A 16,807-nucleotide genomic window follows, 5' to 3' on the forward strand; every position below is an offset into this window, starting at 1 on the left:
CACTTGTGTCCCTGCAAACCATGTGTGTAAGGCTGCACAGTTGAACAAGTCCAATGGGGATAACTTGTTCAAAAAGCATTTGCCTGTGGACAAGTACTGGCTTATGCCAGAACCATCCACAGGGAAAAAATGACGCAAATTGCCAAGAATGATCATTTTTCATCATCCTTTCAGGGTTTGTTCCAACACATGCAACTGTTGGTTGAGTTCATTGTCTTGATGGCGCTCACCTGAAATTTTGCGCACCGCATGCAGCACCGTGGTGTGGTCACGACCGCCAAACAACTCGCCAATTTCGGGCAGGCTTTTTTGGGTCAACTCTTTTGCCAGGTACATGGCAATTTGGCGTGGGCGGGCAATCGAGGTGGGGCGCTTCTTGGAATACATGTCCGCTACTTTGATCTTGTAATAGTCGGCCACGGTTTTTTGGATGTTTTCCACCGAGATTTGTCGGTTTTGGATCGACAACAGGTCGCGTAGGGCTTCGCGGGCCAAGGGGATGGAGATGTCTTTTTGGTTGAAGCGCGAATAAGCCAAAATTTTGCGCAGCGCGCCTTCGAGCTCGCGCACGTTGGAGCGCACGTTCTTGGCCGCGAAAAAGGCCACTTCTTCAGGCATTTCAACACCTTCGTGGCGCGCCTTGCTGATTAAAATGGCGACCCGCATTTCCAATTCAGGCGGCTCAATGGCCACGGTGAGGCCCGAATCAAAGCGCGACACCAAACGCTCGTGGATATCGGTCAAACCTTTGGGATAGGTGTCGCTGGTCATCACCAAGTGCGATTTTTTAGCCAATAAGGCCTCAAAAGCATTGAAAAACTCTTCTTGGGTGCGCTCTTTGTTGGCAAAAAACTGAACATCATCGATAAGCAATAAATCCAAGGAGTGATAACGGGTTTTGAATTCATCAAAGGTTTTGCGTTGATAGGCCTTGACCACGTCCGACACAAACTGCTCTGCATGGATGTAGAGCACCTTGGCGTCTGGGCGGTCTTGCAATAACTTGTTGCCAACGGCGTGGACCAAATGGGTTTTGCCCAAACCCACACCACCATAAATGAACAAGGGGTTGTAGAGCTGTCCCGGGATGGTGGCCACATGCATGGCCGCGGCGCGGGCCATGCGGTTGGCCGAACCCTCCACCAAGGAGTCAAAGGTCAGCGCGCTGTTGAGGCGGGTTTTAAAGCCGTTGGCGGGCTCGGCGTCGGCCACGGGCTCGGCCATGGAGAATGATTCCGGCTGCGGCTGAAATGCGGCAGGCCTCGGAGGGGCCTCTCTGGGCGAGAGCGCGAGCTCCAAGGCAATGGGGTGGCCTTGCAGCTCCTGCAAAATGGCGCTCAGGCGCTGGGCATACTGGGTACGCACCCAGTCGAGCTTGAAGCGGTTGCCCACCAAAATGGTGATTCTGGTTTGGTCCTCAGAAACCTTGGCTTGGAGGGGCTTGATCCAGGTGTTGAATTGCTGCTCGGGCAGCTCCTGGGCCAACTTTTCCACGCACTCCAACCACAGCTGTTCGCCAGAACCAGTGGGGTGAGGGGTGGAATCAAAGGGGATCATAAAATCTGTGGACAGATCAGCGATTATCCATCCAAAAAACAACGTTATCAAAAATTTATCCACAGGCCGGTAGAAACAAAAAGACCTGATTAGCGAACTTGCGCTAATTTCTGCGAAAGGCTCACAAGCCGCTGGTTTTTTTGGGATAATCATGGGTTTCCCCGATGGATCGGGGTATCTGATTGGAATGACATGAAACGCACTTACCAGCCCTCCAAAACCCGCCGCGCCCGTACCCATGGGTTTTTGGTGCGCATGAAAACCCGCGGCGGACGTGCCGTGATCAATGCACGCCGCGCCAAAGGCCGCAAACGCTTGGCCGTTTGACCAACGCCAAACACCAACTCTGCCCATCTCGGCGGTGGACATGCAGCCTTTGAAGCGCATCAAAGCGTGGGCTCAATTTCAACAGCTCATGAAAACGCCACCCGTGGCACGCAGCAAGCATTTTGTGGTTCACAGGGCGACAAACCCAGAGCCGGCAGCCGCTGAATCGATCCAACCAGCCCCTGCCTCGAACCAAGTCAAAGGCTTGTGCCTGGCTGCTTTGTTGCCCAAACGGTGGGCCAAGCGCGCCGTCACCCGCAATGCCATGCGCCGACAAATTTATGCGGCATTTGCCCTGCAACAAGCGCAGTTGGCTCCGGTGCCGCATTTGGTTCGCCTGCGCGCCGCGATGGATCCGGTGGTGTTCACCAGCGCTTGTTCAGTCCCGCTGAAAAAAGCCGTGCGTCAAGAGATTGACCAGTTGTTAACTCATTTGAGCGCGGCATGAAAGCGCTATTGGTGCTCGTCATCAAGGCGTATCGCCTGCTTTTGAGTCCCTGGCTGGGGGGAGCGTGTCGCTTCTACCCCACTTGCTCGGCATATGCGCTACAAGCCCTGGAAGGCCACGGCCTGATCAAAGGCAGTTACCTCAGCATGCATCGGTTTTGTCGGTGCCAGCCCTTTTGCCAGGGTGGACACGACCCCGTGCCTGAGTCGCGGCTTGATGCCATCAAGCCACTTTTCTCTTTCGCAGACCCTCCAAAAAAGAATCACCCATGAACGATATCAGGCGCACCATTTTGTGGGCGGCATTTGCTTTTTCGCTGGTTTTGCTGTGGGACCAATGGCAGTTGCACAACGGCAAGCCCGCCACATTTTTTCCTGCGCCGGTAAAAACACAAGAAGCGGTCAACACCAAGCCGGTTGCCAACACATCAGAAGCCAGCAGAGCCAATGATGTCCCAAGCACCAGCCTGAGTGTGGCGGGCGAAGTGCCCCAGCAAAGCAGCCCCTCCAACCTCAGCGAGCGGCGAAAAGTGGAGGTTGAAACCGACTTGCTCAAGTTGAGCTTTGACACCGAAGGTGCCAGCCTGGTGAAAACAGAGTTGCTGAAATACAGCGACGCTGAAAAGCCGGATCAAGCCGTGGTGTTGCTGGATCAAAGCAATGCCCGGTTGTACCTCTCCCAGTCGGGCTTGATCTCAGCCCAAGGCCCATTGCCTACCCACAAAAGCACATTTAAGTGGCAGTCGGGCAGCACCCAATTCAAAGAGGGTGATAAAGAAATACTGGTGCGTTTTGTGTCTGAGCCGGTGAACCAGGTTCAACTCATCAAGACCTACAAAATTGAGCGCCACAGCTACGCGATGCAAGTTGAGCATGAAGTCGTTAACCAGGGCAATGCACCCATCACGCCACAGCTGTATGTGCAGCTGTTGAGGGATGGCAACCCCCCGCCCGGCGAGTCTGCTTTTTACTCCACGTTTACTGGGCCAGCGATTTACACCCCAGCGCAGAAATACCAAAAGGTTGAGTTTACAGAGATTGAAAAAAACAAAGCCACTTTTGAGAAAAAGGCCGATCAAGGGTACGTGGCCATGGTGCAGCATTACTTTGCTTCGGCCTGGATACTGCCCAATGACATGGCCAGAGAGTTTTTCGCGCGCAAGGTGGAAAACAACTTGTACTCCGTGGGCATGATTGCCAGCTTGAAAGAAATAGCGCCTGGACAAAGCCAAAAAGTCAGCGCGCAGTTTTATGTAGGGCCGCAAGAAGAAAAGAAGCTCGAGGCCCTGTACCCCGGCTTGGAGTTGGTGAAAGACTATGGCTGGTTGACCATCTTGGCCAAACCACTGTACTGGCTGCTCGACAACCTCAATGACCAGTTGCACAACTGGGGTTGGTCCATCGTTGCCCTGGTGATGTTGCTCAAGTTGGCTTTCTATTGGCTCAATGCCCAAGCCTATCGCAGCATGGCCAAGATGAAAGCCGTGAACCCCAAAGTCATGGAAATGCGCGAGCGTCTCAAGGACAACCCGCAACAAATGCAAACGGAGATGATGAGAATTTACCGCGAGGAAAAGGTCAACCCGTTGGGCGGATGCTTTCCCATTGCCATCCAAATCCCTGTTTTCATTGCCTTGTACTGGGTGTTGTTGTCGACCGTGGAGATGCGCAATGCGCCATGGGTGTTGTGGGTTCATGACCTGTCGGCCAAAGACCCTTTCTACATTTTGCCCTTGCTGATGACAGCCACCACCATGCTGCAAACCTGGCTCAATCCCACGCCGCCTGACCCTGTCCAGGCCAAATTGATGTGGATCATGCCCTTGGCCTTCAGCGTGATGTTTTTTGTCTTCCCTGCCGGCTTGGTGCTGTATTGGTTGACCAACAACATTTTGTCCATTGCCCAGCAGTGGCTGATCAACAAACAAATGGGTGTGTTGGGCAAATGACCTCAGCCGCGCGGCGCCGTGTCACGGTGGCGCGCACCATTGGCGGGGTCTTGAAGACATGTTGAGCGCTTGGTCGGACCCCATTGTGGCCGTGGCCACAGCACCTGGGCGCGGTGCCGTGGGCATTGTGCGCATCAGCGGTAAAGGCTTGCAAAGCTGGGTGCTGGCCCTTTTGCGGCGCGAGTTGGTGCCCCGCATGGCCACCTTGACCCCTGTGTGTGACAAAGACGGGCGGTTGATCGACCAAGTCATCGCCCTGTGGTTCCCCGCGCCACACAGCTATACCGGCGAAGACGTGCTGGAGTTGCAAGGGCATGGCGGCTCGGTGGTCATGCAAATGTTGATCCGACGCTGCTTGGGCGTGGCCCAAGCCATGCCGAGCCATACCGACGACCATGCCCCCCGCATGCGCCTGGCGCGCCCGGGCGAGTTCACCGAGCGCGCATATTTGAACCACAAACTGGACTTGGCCCAGGCCGAAGCGGTGGCTGACCTGATCGATGCCAGCTCAGAGGCGGCGGTGCGCAGCGCCACCCGCTCCATGGCCGGGGCTTTTTCCGAAGAAGTGCATGCCTTGACGCAGGCGCTCACCCGCTTGCGCATGTTGGTTGAGGCCACGCTGGACTTCCCCGAAGAAGAAATTGATTTTTTGCAGCAAGCCGACGCGTTGGGGCAGTTGCAGCAGCTGATGCAAGCCAGTGAAAAACTGCACGAGCGCTCGCGCCAAGGGGTTTTGCTGCGCGAGGGTTTGCAATTGGTCATTGTGGGCCAGCCCAATGTGGGTAAAAGCGCCTTGCTCAATGCGTTGTCGGGCAAGGACACGGCCATCGTCACCCCCATACCGGGCACCACCCGTGACGCCTTGGCGCAAACCATTCACATCGACGATGTGCCGATTCACGTGGTGGACACGGCAGGGCTGCGCGATGACCAAGCTGACGAAATAGACGTGGTTGAAAAAATAGGTATTGAGCGGGCGTGGCAGCATTTAGAAAAAGCCGATGCCGTGCTGTTTTTACATGACCTGTCGCGCCAAGACCAAGCGGCTTATCGCCAGCGTGATGCGCAGCTACAAACTTTGATCGAGCAGCGCTTGGGCCCACAGCAGCGCTGTTTACAAGTGTGGAACAAAGTGGACCTGCTCACAGACACGCCCGTGCCAGAGTGGGATGACAATCCCATTTGGATATCCGCACAAACCGGGGCTGGACTGCCACAACTCAAGCAAGAAATCTTGGCCACCGTGGGGCGACAAGCCAGCGCCGACCAGGGCGAATACAGTGGGCGCGAACGACACCTACAAGCCTTGAAAGCTTTTCACGCCCGACTGGCCAATGCCCAAAGTGGTTTGCTCGAAAAGCCGTTGAAGCTCGAGCTGGTGGCCGAAGAATTGCGTTTGGCGCAACAAGAAATGGCCACGATCACCGGTGGAATGACGGCCGATGATTTGTTGGGTGAAATTTTTTCCCGCTTTTGTATTGGCAAATGACGGTGCGTTGACTTAAGAATCGCGTTGGGGCGAATTGGCGGCATCGATAGAATGAACCCATGTCCAGCGCCCCCATTGAACCCAATCCCCCTCTCAGCAGGAACCACCGGCTCGTCGCGTTGACCCACAACATGTTGGACAGCAAGGCGCAGCGCATGATTGGCTTGGCCCACAACACCTTGGACATCGAGTCCCAGGCCATCTTGGGGATGAAAAAAACCATCGGCCGCTCGTTTGTGTTGGCGGTGAGCATTTTGTTGCAAGCCACGGGCCGTGTGGTGGTGATGGGCATGGGCAAAAGCGGCCACATTGGTCGCAAAATTGCCGCCACCCTGGCCTCGACCGGAACGGTCGCGATGTTTGTCCACCCGGCTGAAGCCAGCCATGGCGACTTGGGCATGATCAAAGACACGGATGTGGCCTTGATCTTGTCCAACAGCGGCGAGAGCGAAGAAATCATCGTTTTGCTGCCGCTGTTGCAGCGCCAAGGTGTGCCGATTGTGGCGATCACGGCCGGGGCCCAATCCACCTTGGCCCAGCATGCCTTGGCGGTGTTGGACAGCAGTGTGGAAAAAGAAGCTTGCCCGCTCAACCTGGCACCCACGGCCAGCACGGCGGCACAGTTGGCCATGGGTGACGCCCTGGCGATGGCGTTGCTCGATGCACGCGGCTTTCAGGCCGAGGACTTTGCGCGCTCGCACCCGGGGGGCTCTTTGGGGCGCAAGTTGCTCACCCATTTGAAAGATGTCATGCGCGCGGGCCCGCAATTGCCCGCCGTCAGGCCACAAGCGGGCTTGACAGAACTCATGCGCGAAATGAGCCAAAAGGGGCTGGGTGCCACGGCGGTCACCGATGAGCAAGGCGCTATTTTGGGCATCTTTACAGACGGAGACTTGCGCCGACTGGTCGAGAGCGGGCAAGACTTGCGCGCCATCAGTGCAGCCGATGTGATGAAACCCAACCCCCGCACCATTTCGGTCAACGCCTTGGCGGCCCAAGCAGCCCAAATCATGGAAGAGCACCGCATCACCAGCTTGCTGGTGGTGGATGATCAAAAGCGCCTTTGTGGCTTCATCAACACCAACGACTTGATGCGCGCCAAGGTGATTTGATGCAAGCCACCCAAAAATTTCCCACCGAACTGTTGCTCAAAGCCCAAAACGTCCGCTTGGCTTTTTTGGATGTGGATGGCGTCTTCACCGATGGCGGCCTGTACATGGACGGTCAAGGCGAATCGATCAAGCGCTTTCACACCTTGGATGGCATGGGGCTGCAATTGTTGAAAGAGGCCGGCGTCACCGTGGTGGTGATCACCGGCCGCGACAGTGCTCCCTTGCGCCACCGCTTGAGCGCATTGGGGCTAGAGCGCGCGTTTTTTGGCATCAAAGACAAATGTGTGGTGGCTGAACAAGTCCTCAAAGACCAGGGCCTGGCTTGGGCACAAGCCGCAGCCATGGGGGATGACTGGCCGGACTTGCCCATGCTGTTGCGCAGTGCATTTGCCTGTGCCCCGCCGGGCGCGCACACTGAGGTGTTGGCGGTGGCACACCATGTGACCCGGGCTTTGGCCGGGCACGGGGCCTTGCGTGAGTTTTGCGATGTGTTGTTGATGGCCAAAGGCGATTACGCCAGGCAACTGCGCATCTGGAGCCAGGTGTGAATGGGCCAGGTCTCATTCGTCGCACAGCACAAAAAGCGGTCAATTTGTGTTTGGATGTGGGCAACTGGTTGCTCTTGTATTTGCCCGTTTTGTTGATGGGTGTGTTGGCTTTTTTGACCTACGGTTTGTTGCGCAACACCCCACAGGCCGAAGAGCCCACGCCAGAGTTGGCACCGCGCCATGTGCCCGACTACACCATGGGCCGCGTGGTGTTGCAGCAATTTCAAGCCGATGGCAAGCCCCGTGCGCGGCTGCAAGCGTTGGAGGTGCGGCACTATCCAGACACCCAGACCTTGCACTTTGAACAACCCGTTTTGCTGTGGTACACCCCTCAGGGAGACAAGACTTACGCCAAGGCGCGTCAAGGTGAGAGCAACTCCGATGGCAGTGAGGTGCGCTTGTGGGGTGATGTGCGCATCGAGCGATCATCCGGCCCACAAGCAAAACCCCCGCTGGGCCCAAGCTTGGTGGTGCAAACCCAATCCCTGTTTTTGGACGCACGGCGTGAGCGCATGAGCACCGACCAAGCCGTGCAGTTACAGCGCGGAAACGACCGCATGGAGGGCCAACGCCTGCAATACGATCACCTGACGCAGCAGCTGGACTTGAGTGGGAAGGTCCGCATGTCCATCACGCCCACAGGGCGTTGAGCGGATGGTCCCTATAGCCGAGTAAAAACTGGCCGCCATAAAAAAGCCCCTTGCGGGGCTTTTCAGGTTGGGTTGAGTGAGAACTCAATAACCTTGGTTGTTGTCGTTGCGACCTGCGCCACGGGGGCCAGAACCGTAAGGACTGCGGAAACCACCATCGGGGCCAGCGCTGTCACGACGACCGCCGCCGCCGTAGCCGCCGCCGCCTTCGCGTCGACCACCACCGCCACCGCCACCACCGTAACCGCCGCCACCACCGCCGCCATAACCACCACCGCCGCCACCGCCACCGCCACCGTAGCCGCCACCACCGCCAGTGCGGGGAGGACGAGCTTCCATGGGACGGGCTTCATTGACGACCAAACTGCGTCCGCCCAAAGGCTGACCGTTCATACCGGCAATGGCGGCTTGCGCCTCGGCATCGCTGCCCATTTCTACGAAACCAAAGCCTTTGGATCGACCCGTGTCGCGCTCCATCATGACTTTGGCACTGGTGACGGTACCGAACTGACCAAAAGATTGCTCGAGATCGCCATCGCGCACCGTGTACGGCAAATTGCCCACGTACAGTTTATTGCCCATGCAAGGGACTCCTAAAAAACACTAAAAAACAAGCGATGGGGTCCCGAAAGCACAACACAAAGGAAGCGGAGGCGCGAAACTGACCGATCACCCAAACCACTTTTGTCTTATTGAAAGACATAAGCGAATCCATTATGTGGGACAGGAAGATGAAAAGTGCAAACTATTTATGTTTAATCGGCCCAAAAGCACCCAAAAAAACCACACTCTGGTGCAAATGCTCACCAAGAAGCCTCTCTTTCAGGACTGGCACTGATGTGGTGAATGCTCAAGTCAGCACCTTCAAATTCTTCTTCAGGGCTCAGCCGCAAGCCCATCGTCATTTTGAGCCCGCCATACACCACGGTGCCAGCCACCAAGGCCCACACCACGCCCAACAAGGTGCCCAATATCTGGGCCTGCCAGCTGACCCCGCCCAAACCACCCAAGGCTGGCAAACCAAAAATACCAGCGGCCACCCCACCCCAGGTGCCGCACAAACCGTGCAGGGGCCAAACCCCCAACACATCGTCAATCTTCCAGCGGTTTTGGGTCAGGGTGAACATGCTGACAAAGATGAGCCCTGCCACCGCCCCGACCACCAAGGCCCCCATGGGGTGCATGACGTCTGAGCCGGCACACACCGCAACCAAGCCGGCCAAGGGGCCGTTGTGCACGAAGCCCGGATCGTTCTTGCCCAGGGCCAATGCGGCCAAGGTACCGCCGACCATGGCCATCAAGGAATTGACCGCCACCAAGCCCGACATTTTGTCCAGGGTTTGGGCGCTCATCACATTAAAACCAAACCAACCCACGATCAAAATCCAGGCACCCAAGGCCAAAAAAGGAATGCTGGAGGGGGGGTGCGCAGAAACGGCACCGTCTTTGCGGTAGCGGTTGCTGCGTGCGCCCAGCAAGATCACCGCGGGCAAGGCCAACCAGCCGCCCATGGCGTGCACCACCACCGAGCCTGCAAAGTCGTGAAACTCAGCGCCGGTGTGGGTCAGCAACCAGGCTTGGATGCCCCATTGCTGGTTCCAAGCCACGCCTTCATACAAGGGGTAGACCACGCCCACCAAAACCGCAGTGGCGATCAGTTGCGGCCAAAACTTGGCGCGCTCGGCAATGCCCCCTGAGATGATGGCGGGAATGGCGGCCGCAAAGGTCATTAAAAAGAAGAACTTCACCAGTTCGTAGCCGTTTTGCGCCACCAAGGTCTCGGCCGACACCCAAAACCCCGTGCCATAGGCCACGCCAAATCCAACCGCAAAATAGACCAGGGCAGAGACACAAAAGTCCACCAATATTTTGACCAGGGCATTGACCTGGTTCTTTTTGCGCACGGTGCCCAGCTCTAAAAAGGCAAATCCGGCGTGCATGGCCAAAACCATGATGGCACCCAAGAGAATAAACAGTGCGTCAGCGCTCGTTTTTGGTGCGTCCATGCGCAAGCCCCCATCGTTTTGCTTTATTTAGGTGCGTTTTTTCGAATAAAAAGCGCATCGCACCAAAGGAAAGCAAAAACCACACCAAAATGGTGTGGTCGGGGGTCATCGCTCGGTCATGGCCCCTTGGAAGGCTTTGAAAATGGGTTTGATCAGGTATTGCAGCACGGTGCGTTCGCCGGTGCGGATGTCCAAGCTGGTGGTCATGCCCGACTTGATGCCAATGTCTTGGGCGCGCGGGTTGTGTGACTGATCGGCATCCAGGCGCACTTGGATGCGGTAGAACACATTGGTTTCGCCGCGGCTGCCTTGTTCGCTCAAGGTGTCGGGGCTGATGTGGGTCAAGCGGCCCTTCAGGGTGCCATAAATGGAATAGTCGAAGGCATCCACCCGCACCGTCACCGGCAGGTCCAGCTTCAAGCTGCCCACGTCACTGGGGGTGACGCGGCCTTCGACAAAAAAACCGCCATCGGTGGGGGCAATTTGCATCAGCTCGTCTCCGGGCCGAAGCACCCCGCCAATGGTGTTGACACGCAGGTACTTCACCACCCCGCCCACCGGCGAAACCATGTCGGTGTGGTCCAAGATGCTTTGGCGTTCATTGAGTTTTTGTTGGGTGGTCGCCAGCTCTTCTTCCGCTTTGCTCGCATCTTGTCGCGCCTCTTGCATGTAGCGGTTGCGGGTGGCGCTGATGCGGCCAGCCAAGTCGGTGACCTGGCGCTCAGAACGCAACAGGTCGAGACGGCTGGTGTCGCCCGTTTTCATCAGCTTTTGGTTCATCTCCAACTCTTCCTTGGCATTGGCCAAGGCTTCTTGCAAGTAGCCCATTTCTTCATCCAGTGTCTTTTTGCGCTGCATGTACAAGCCGGCCTGGGCGTTGGTGAACTCTGGAAAGGCCGCACTTTGCTTGTTGAATGCCAAAGGGATTTGGCGGATCTCTGCGTTGGTGCGATCCAAAATGGCACGCAGCGAAGCCACTCGCGCTACGATTTCTTTGAAACCTGCTTGCGCCCGCTCTTTCTCCAGCACCGCCAGGATTTGCCCGGCTTTGACCGCTTGCCCCTCTTGGACCCGCAACTCAAACACCACGCCGCCATCAGCCGCTTGGATGATTTGGGTGCGCGCGTCTGGAATCACTTGGCCGGTGGCGCGCACCAGTTGATCCAAGTCGGATTGCGAAGCCCAAAACGCCAAGGCCGCAAAACCCGCCGACAAAATCGAGATCATCGGCCAGCTTTTGTGTTGGTCTGCGTAACTCATGCGGGGCCTCCTTTTGTCGCAGGGGTGTTGGATTGCAAGCGTTTGAGCACCTCATCGCGCGGCCCGTCCAAAGCCACCTTGTTTTGCGCCACGATGAGCAAGCGTTGCACCAACACCAACAACTCCGGCTTGTGGGTGACCAAAATCAAGGTGTCGGTGGGCTTGAGGGTATCGGCCAACATTTGAATGATGCGCTGTTCGGTGGCCTTGTCCACATTGGAGGTGGGTTCATCGAGCAGCCAGATGGAGGGCTCACGCAAAACGACACGGGTCAAGTTGACCAGCTGCTTTTGACCACCAGACAAGCCCATGCCCCCTTCAGCAATTTTTTGCTGCAAACCCTCTGGATGCGATTGGATCACCGATTGCAGCAAGCCCGTGCGCTCAGCGGCTGCCAAGATGCGCGAGTCATCGGGAATCACCAAGCCCAAGGTGAGGTTTTCGCGCAAGCTGCCCGCAAACAAGCGACCGTCTTGTTGCAAATAGCCGATGTGCTCGGACAGCACACCTTTGTGAATATGGCCCAAGTCCAAATCATCCAAAAAGATGCGGCCCTGTTGGGGTGCGTACATGCCACTGAGCAAACGCAGCAAAGTGGTTTTGCCTGCACCGATGGGGCCCAAGATGCCAATTTTTTCGCCAGATCGGATTTGCAATTGCGGGCATGAAAAAGCCAAACGCGCACCGCCATAACTGGCGGTCACATTCTCAAACCGGTAGGCGCCGTGAATGGTGTCGGGCATCACAGGCGTCTCCACACCGTGGTGGTCGTCTTGCAAACTCCAAAGCGAGTTGAGCATCTTCACCGACACCTTGGTGGTGGACCATTGCAAATACAAGGCGGGCAGGCCGGCAATGGGCGTGAGCACGCGGCCCGACAAAATGCTGCAAGCGATCAAGCCGCCCATGGTCACCTCACCCCGGCTGACCATCAGCGCGCCAGTGGCCACCAGCAGTGCATAAGAAATTTGCTGAAAAGCCGCGGTGATGTGTTGGGCGTTTTCAGTCACCGTGCGCATCTCTAACTCGCTGGTGCGTGCCTCGTCGGTGGAGTTCATCCAGCGCTGCAACATGCGCCAGCCCGATTGACCCGACTTGATGGTTTCTGCCCCTTCGATGCTCTCGACCAGCAAGCCGGTCTTGAAGTTGCTGGCTTGGTAAACCACCTCCGCGAGCCGATCGGACTTGCTTTTGAAGTAAAAGCCCATGGCCAAAGACAAAAACAAAAAAGCCAAGGGAATGGCCGCCAACCAAGGCCCACCCAAGATGCCGATGAGGATCAAAAAGAAGATGGCAAAGGGGGCATCCACCGCCATTTGGGTGGTGACTGCAGTGAGAAAGGAGCGGATCGATTCATAGCCCCGCAACTGCGAGGCCAAGCTGCCCACGCTGCGGGGCAATTGGTCCAGGCGAATTTGCAAAAACCGCATGTAGGTTGCACGCGCCAAGCGCTGGTCTACGCTATCAATCAAAGCCTTGTAAAAGTGGCTGCGCAAATGTTTGAGCAGCAGTTCAAACAAAATGGCAATCATCAGGCCCATGGTCAATGCCAGCAGGGTCTGTACCGCACCGGTGGGCACCACCCGGTCGTAGACCTGCATGCTGAAAAAAGAGCTGGCCAGGGCAATCATGTTGATGACGATGCTGCCAATGAAAATCTCTGTGAAGATGGACTTGGAGCGCCACAACTCATTGGTGATGATGCGAAACACGGGGCTGCGGTGGGCCTCAAAAGGCTTGGCCGCCAGGCCACGGAAAAACACCCCCTGGGGTTTGCCCTCGAGTGCCTCTTCCGACCATTTTTTTTCTTCGTCATCGAAGCGCTCGATCACCCATTGCTGGCGCGCATTCAAACCGCGCACCAAGGCAAAACCCTTTTGTGCATCGTGGACCAGCACCGGCATGGCGGCGGGGTCGAGCTGGCGCACGGACTTGAAACGCGGTGCTTGCAAGTGCGTGCTGATGGTGTTGAGCACCTTTTGCGGGTCGAGTTCGGCGTCGCTGGCAGTGGTCACCGATTTGTAGGCTGAATCAACGGCTTCCACCAAGGCCAAGCGATCGCTGGCGGTGTTTTGCAATGCGTTCAAACGCATCAAAGTCATGTAGAGCGTGTTCATGGTGGGCGTTTTTTCTGGGGTTTTAGCGTGCCATCGACGGCGCTGGCAGACGAGGACCGCCGTCGGCCAAGATGGTCAAGCGCCAGCTCAGTTGCATTTGATTGGTCTGGGCCTCAATCAGTTGGCTTTCGGCTTGTTGGATTTCGCGCACGGCATTCATCACCTCCAGCCAACTTTTGCGCCCAGCCAAAAACTGCCGCTCCCAAGCCTCTTGAATCAGCCGGGTCGAGCGCAGTGATGAGCTCAATGAGGGAATGCGCACCGATAAATTGCGGTGCAAGGTCAGATCGTTGCGCACTTGCTCGCTGAGGTTTTGGCGCTCGGTTTCCACTTCGGTCTGAGCGGCGGCCAAGCGCATCTGCGCTGACTGTTGCTGGGTGAAGGTGGACAACCCAGCGCTCACCTGAGACGTCACGCTGAGATACACCCGGTCCACCGTGCCGTAGTTCAGGTAGGTAAAGCTGCCGTTTTGGCGCTCAAAGCGCAAACTCAGTTGCGGATACATGTCTGCACGGGCAGCGGTGACTTCGGCCTCGGTGGCCAAGGCCTGTGCTTGCAAGCGCTGGATGGCGGGGCTGTTGCTTTGCGCTTTGCCCATCCATGTGGCGTCGTCGCCCTCCAGGGGCAAAGCGGGGCTGGGCGCGGCGCTGAGCTCGGCCGATGTGACTGGTCGCGCCAGCAACTCACTCAAGCGCGCCAGGGCGGAGGACTTTTGGGATTCGATGCCATACAAATCAGCCTGGGTGGACTCAATCCGGCTTTTGGACAACAACACATCGGCCTCCGTGGCGGCACCCGCGCCCAAACGCCGCTCCACTTGCTCCAGCAGCTTCGTTTGGGCTCGCAAGCTCTCTTCAAAGGCTTTGCCACGCAAGTGTGCCAACTGCCAATCGGTATAGGCTTGCAGCACGCGCAAGGAGAGCTGTTGGCGCGCCTCTTGCACAGCCGCTTCTTTGCTTTGTCTGACCTCGGTGGCGCGGGTCACATTGGCACCGAGCTTGCCGCCGGTCCAAATCGGTTGGCTCAAGCGCAAGATGGTGACGGGATCGTCGCGGTTGACCAAGGCCGGGTCGTTGGCGGTGTTGGCACGCTCGACGCTCAGCGATGGGGTGGGAAAGTATTGCCAGCGCGCGCTGTCCACATCGATGCCTGCGGCCGATGCCAGCGCTTGTTGCATGCGCACCTGGGGGTGGCGGGCCAAGGCCTCGGCCATCAAAGGGGGCAAGGCCCCCAGGCTGGGCAGGGCTTGGCCCCAGGCATGGGACACAAAAACAGCAAAAGCGATAAAAATAAAAATATCCGAAGATTTCGATTTCATGGAATTTATCATTTAAGTGGCATATTCTACAATAAATACGCATACATTAGAACTCATAAATGCGCGGGGCTTATTTTTAGGCAAATGTGAGCAGCTTGAACAAGCGTGGCGCAATGATGGCCCCCTGGTATGTTGTCTCCCAGCAGATCTGACACAAAGAATCTTACCTTTGCCCTTGGCTAGAATAATCCCAAGCGCCGATTTGCCAGAGATTGCGGGCGCGTCTATAAATTCAGCTAAAAACGGACTGCTTCGGGCGCCGTCAAGGCCGATCCAAACTGCTCCATGACCCTCATCGCCCACACCCAGACACAGACATTTACCCAAGCCTTGGGCTTGAAGTGTGGCTTGACCCTGGGCGCCTACCAACTGGCGTATGAAACCTATGGCCAACTCAACGCCCAGCGCAGCAATGCGGTCTTGATCTGTCACGCGCTGAACGCCTCTCACCATGTGGCGGGTGTGTATCCCGGCCAAGACAAAAGCGAAGGCTGGTGGGACAACATGGTCGGCCCGGGCAAGCCCTTGGATACCGACCGCTTTTTTGTGATCGGTGTGAACAATTTGGGTTCGTGTTTTGGGTCCACGGGGCCGATGCACGTCAACCCAGAGACCGGGCGCATTTATGGTGCCGATTTCCCGGTGGTCACGGTGGAGGACTGGGTTCATTCACAGGCGCGCTTGCTCGATGCCTTGGGGATTGACCAACTCGCGGCGGTGATGGGTGGCAGTTTGGGCGGCATGCAAGCCCTTAGCTGGACGCTGCAATACCCAGACCGGGTGCGTCACGCCCTGGTCATTGCCAGTTCGCCCAACTTGAACGCGGAAAACATTGCTTTCAACGAGGTGGCCCGGCGCGCCATCGTCACCGATCCGGACTTTCATGGCGGCCACTTTTACGCCCATGGCGTGGTGCCCAAACGCGGCCTGCGCATTGCCCGCATGCTGGGCCACATCACCTACCTGAGCGATGACGTGATGAACGAAAAATTTGGCCGGCGCTTGCAACGGGCGACCGATCAGGCTTACCAATACTCCACCCAAGACGTGGAGTTTCAGATCGAAAGCTATTTGCGCTACCAAGGCGACAAATTCAGCGAATACTTTGATGCCAACACCTATTTGCTGATCACCCGTGCCCTCGACTACTTTGACCCAGCGCGCGAATTTGGCGGCGATTTGAGCGCCGCGCTGGCGCGCGCCAAAGCGGCTTTTTTGCTGGTCAGCTTCAGCACCGATTGGCGCTTTTCGCCAGCGCGCAGCCGCGAGATGGTGCGCGCCCTGCTCAACAACCGCAGCACCGTGAGTTATGCCGAGATCGATGCCCCCCACGGGCACGATGCGTTTTTGCTCGATGACCCGCGTTACTTGGCCTTGGTGCGCAGCTATTTTGATCAAATTTCTTTGACCGAGGCCACGGCATGAGCGACCCCTTGGTGATGCAAGCCTTGGCCAACCTGGTCCCCCGCGGCAGCCGTGTGCTCGACCTGGGTTGCGGCAACGGGGCGTTCCTGAGCCTGTTGCAATCGCAGCGCGGCTGCACCGGGTACGGGGTGGAAATTGACGACGCCAATGTCTTGGCCTGTGTGCAACGCGGTGTGTCGGTGATTCAGCTCAACCTGGAACAGGGTTTGAGCATGTTTGACGACCAGTCGTTTGACGTGGTGCTGCAAATTGACACCTTGCAACACCTGCGCAATGCCGAAACCATGTTGCGCGAGACCGCCCGCGTCGGCCGCATGGGTGTGGTGGCGTTCCCCAACTTTGCCCATTGGCCCAACCGCTGGAGCGTTTTGACCGGTCGCATGCCGGTGACCAAGCGCCTGCCCTACCAGTGGTACGACACGCCCAACATCCGCGTGGGCACCTACAGCGACTTTGCGCTGCTGGCGCAGAAAAACAATTTGCGCATCACCGACGCCTTCGGTTTGCACCAAGGCCGGGTGATTCGCCATTGGCCCAATTGGCGCGCTGCCACGGCGGTGTTTACGTTTCAGTGATGGGTGGCGGCTCGGCTTGCGGTCGTC

17 protein-coding genes are annotated in these 16,807 nt (G+C 57.1%); 10 read left to right on the plus strand and 7 right to left on the minus strand.

Annotated elements, in window-relative coordinates; all coding sequences use genetic code 11:
- Positions 1 to 162: 162 nt before the first annotated feature.
- Positions 163 to 1,557, minus strand: coding sequence for a chromosomal replication initiator protein DnaA (dnaA, locus tag AC8GFZ_RS13825; RefSeq protein ID WP_506645488.1), 1,395 nt, complete (start codon positions 1,555 to 1,557; stop codon positions 163 to 165).
- 192 nt (positions 1,558 to 1,749) lie between these two features.
- Between dnaA and rpmH the strand changes: the two genes are divergently transcribed.
- The 8 genes from rpmH to lptC all read left to right on the plus strand — a co-directional run bounded on the left by rpmH (position 1,750) and on the right by lptC (position 8,079).
- Positions 1,750 to 1,884: a 50S ribosomal protein L34 gene (gene rpmH, locus AC8GFZ_RS13830; RefSeq protein WP_005798102.1), complete on the plus strand. Its 135-nt coding sequence runs from the start codon at positions 1,750 to 1,752 to the stop codon at positions 1,882 to 1,884.
- A 40-nt stretch (positions 1,885 to 1,924) separates the two neighbouring features.
- A complete protein-coding gene (locus AC8GFZ_RS13835) occupies positions 1,925 to 2,332 on the plus strand; it encodes a ribonuclease P protein component (RefSeq protein ID WP_506645489.1) in 408 nt (135 codons plus the stop codon).
- Positions 2,329 to 2,604: a membrane protein insertion efficiency factor YidD gene (gene yidD, locus AC8GFZ_RS13840; RefSeq protein ID WP_506645490.1), complete on the plus strand. Its 276-nt coding sequence runs from the start codon at positions 2,329 to 2,331 to the stop codon at positions 2,602 to 2,604. The genes AC8GFZ_RS13835 and yidD overlap by 4 nt, the downstream gene beginning before the upstream one ends.
- Positions 2,601 to 4,280 carry a membrane protein insertase YidC gene (gene yidC, locus AC8GFZ_RS13845; RefSeq protein WP_506645491.1) on the plus strand — a complete coding sequence of 560 codons (1,680 nt, stop codon included), beginning with the start codon at positions 2,601 to 2,603 and terminating at the stop codon, positions 4,278 to 4,280. The genes yidD and yidC overlap by 4 nt, the downstream gene beginning before the upstream one ends.
- Before the next feature lie 58 nt (positions 4,281 to 4,338).
- A complete protein-coding gene (gene mnmE / locus AC8GFZ_RS13850) occupies positions 4,339 to 5,769 on the plus strand; it encodes a tRNA uridine-5-carboxymethylaminomethyl(34) synthesis GTPase MnmE (RefSeq protein WP_506645492.1) in 1,431 nt (476 codons plus the stop codon).
- 131 nt (positions 5,770 to 5,900) lie between these two features.
- Entirely contained in the window at positions 5,901 to 6,881 is a 981-nt protein-coding gene (locus AC8GFZ_RS13855; protein ID WP_506645493.1) for a KpsF/GutQ family sugar-phosphate isomerase, read from the plus strand.
- Complete coding sequence (locus AC8GFZ_RS13860; RefSeq protein ID WP_506645494.1) at positions 6,881 to 7,429, plus strand: KdsC family phosphatase; 549 nt, start codon at positions 6,881 to 6,883, stop codon at positions 7,427 to 7,429. Before AC8GFZ_RS13855 ends, AC8GFZ_RS13860 begins: the two co-directional genes overlap by 1 nt.
- Positions 7,426 to 8,079: an LPS export ABC transporter periplasmic protein LptC gene (gene lptC / locus AC8GFZ_RS13865; RefSeq protein ID WP_506645495.1), complete on the plus strand. Its 654-nt coding sequence runs from the start codon at positions 7,426 to 7,428 to the stop codon at positions 8,077 to 8,079. The genes AC8GFZ_RS13860 and lptC overlap by 4 nt, the downstream gene beginning before the upstream one ends.
- An 84-nt stretch (positions 8,080 to 8,163) precedes the next feature.
- On the opposite strand, the gene rbp is transcribed toward lptC, so the two are convergent.
- The 6 genes from rbp to AC8GFZ_RS13895 form a co-directional block, all read right to left on the minus strand.
- Positions 8,164 to 8,661: an RNA-binding regulator gene (rbp, locus tag AC8GFZ_RS13870; protein ID WP_506645496.1), complete on the minus strand. Its 498-nt coding sequence runs from the start codon at positions 8,659 to 8,661 to the stop codon at positions 8,164 to 8,166.
- 221 nt (positions 8,662 to 8,882) lie between these two features.
- Positions 8,883 to 10,085: an ammonium transporter gene (locus tag AC8GFZ_RS13875; RefSeq protein WP_506645497.1), complete on the minus strand. Its 1,203-nt coding sequence runs from the start codon at positions 10,083 to 10,085 to the stop codon at positions 8,883 to 8,885.
- Positions 10,060 to 10,194 (minus strand): hypothetical protein, encoded by a 135-nt coding sequence (locus tag AC8GFZ_RS13880; RefSeq protein WP_506645530.1) that lies wholly within the window; start codon positions 10,192 to 10,194, stop codon positions 10,060 to 10,062. The genes AC8GFZ_RS13875 and AC8GFZ_RS13880 overlap by 26 nt, the downstream gene beginning before the upstream one ends.
- Positions 10,191 to 11,345 carry a beta-barrel domain-containing protein gene (locus AC8GFZ_RS13885; protein ID WP_506645498.1) on the minus strand — a complete coding sequence of 385 codons (1,155 nt, stop codon included), beginning with the start codon at positions 11,343 to 11,345 and terminating at the stop codon, positions 10,191 to 10,193. Before AC8GFZ_RS13885 ends, AC8GFZ_RS13880 begins: the two co-directional genes overlap by 4 nt.
- Positions 11,342 to 13,462, minus strand: a complete 2,121-nt coding sequence (locus AC8GFZ_RS13890) for an ATP-binding cassette domain-containing protein (RefSeq protein ID WP_506645499.1) — start codon at positions 13,460 to 13,462, stop codon at positions 11,342 to 11,344. Before AC8GFZ_RS13890 ends, AC8GFZ_RS13885 begins: the two co-directional genes overlap by 4 nt.
- A gap of 22 nt (positions 13,463 to 13,484) precedes the next feature.
- Positions 13,485 to 14,780 (minus strand): TolC family protein, encoded by a 1,296-nt coding sequence (locus tag AC8GFZ_RS13895; RefSeq protein ID WP_506645500.1) that lies wholly within the window; start codon positions 14,778 to 14,780, stop codon positions 13,485 to 13,487.
- Between the two features lie 285 nt (positions 14,781 to 15,065).
- Here AC8GFZ_RS13895 and metX point away from each other — a divergent pair, with 285 nt between their 5' ends.
- Entirely contained in the window at positions 15,066 to 16,205 is a 1,140-nt protein-coding gene (gene metX / locus AC8GFZ_RS13900) for a homoserine O-succinyltransferase MetX (RefSeq protein WP_506645501.1), read from the plus strand.
- Positions 16,202 to 16,780: a methionine biosynthesis protein MetW gene (gene metW / locus AC8GFZ_RS13905; RefSeq protein WP_506645502.1), complete on the plus strand. Its 579-nt coding sequence runs from the start codon at positions 16,202 to 16,204 to the stop codon at positions 16,778 to 16,780. Before metX ends, metW begins: the two co-directional genes overlap by 4 nt.
- The last annotated feature ends 27 nt before the right edge of the window (positions 16,781 to 16,807 follow it).

Origin of the sequence: Limnohabitans rimovensis (SeqCode) (assembly GCF_965234775.1) — a bacterium.
Classification (GTDB): domain Bacteria; phylum Pseudomonadota; class Gammaproteobacteria; order Burkholderiales; family Burkholderiaceae_C; genus Limnohabitans; species Limnohabitans rimovensis.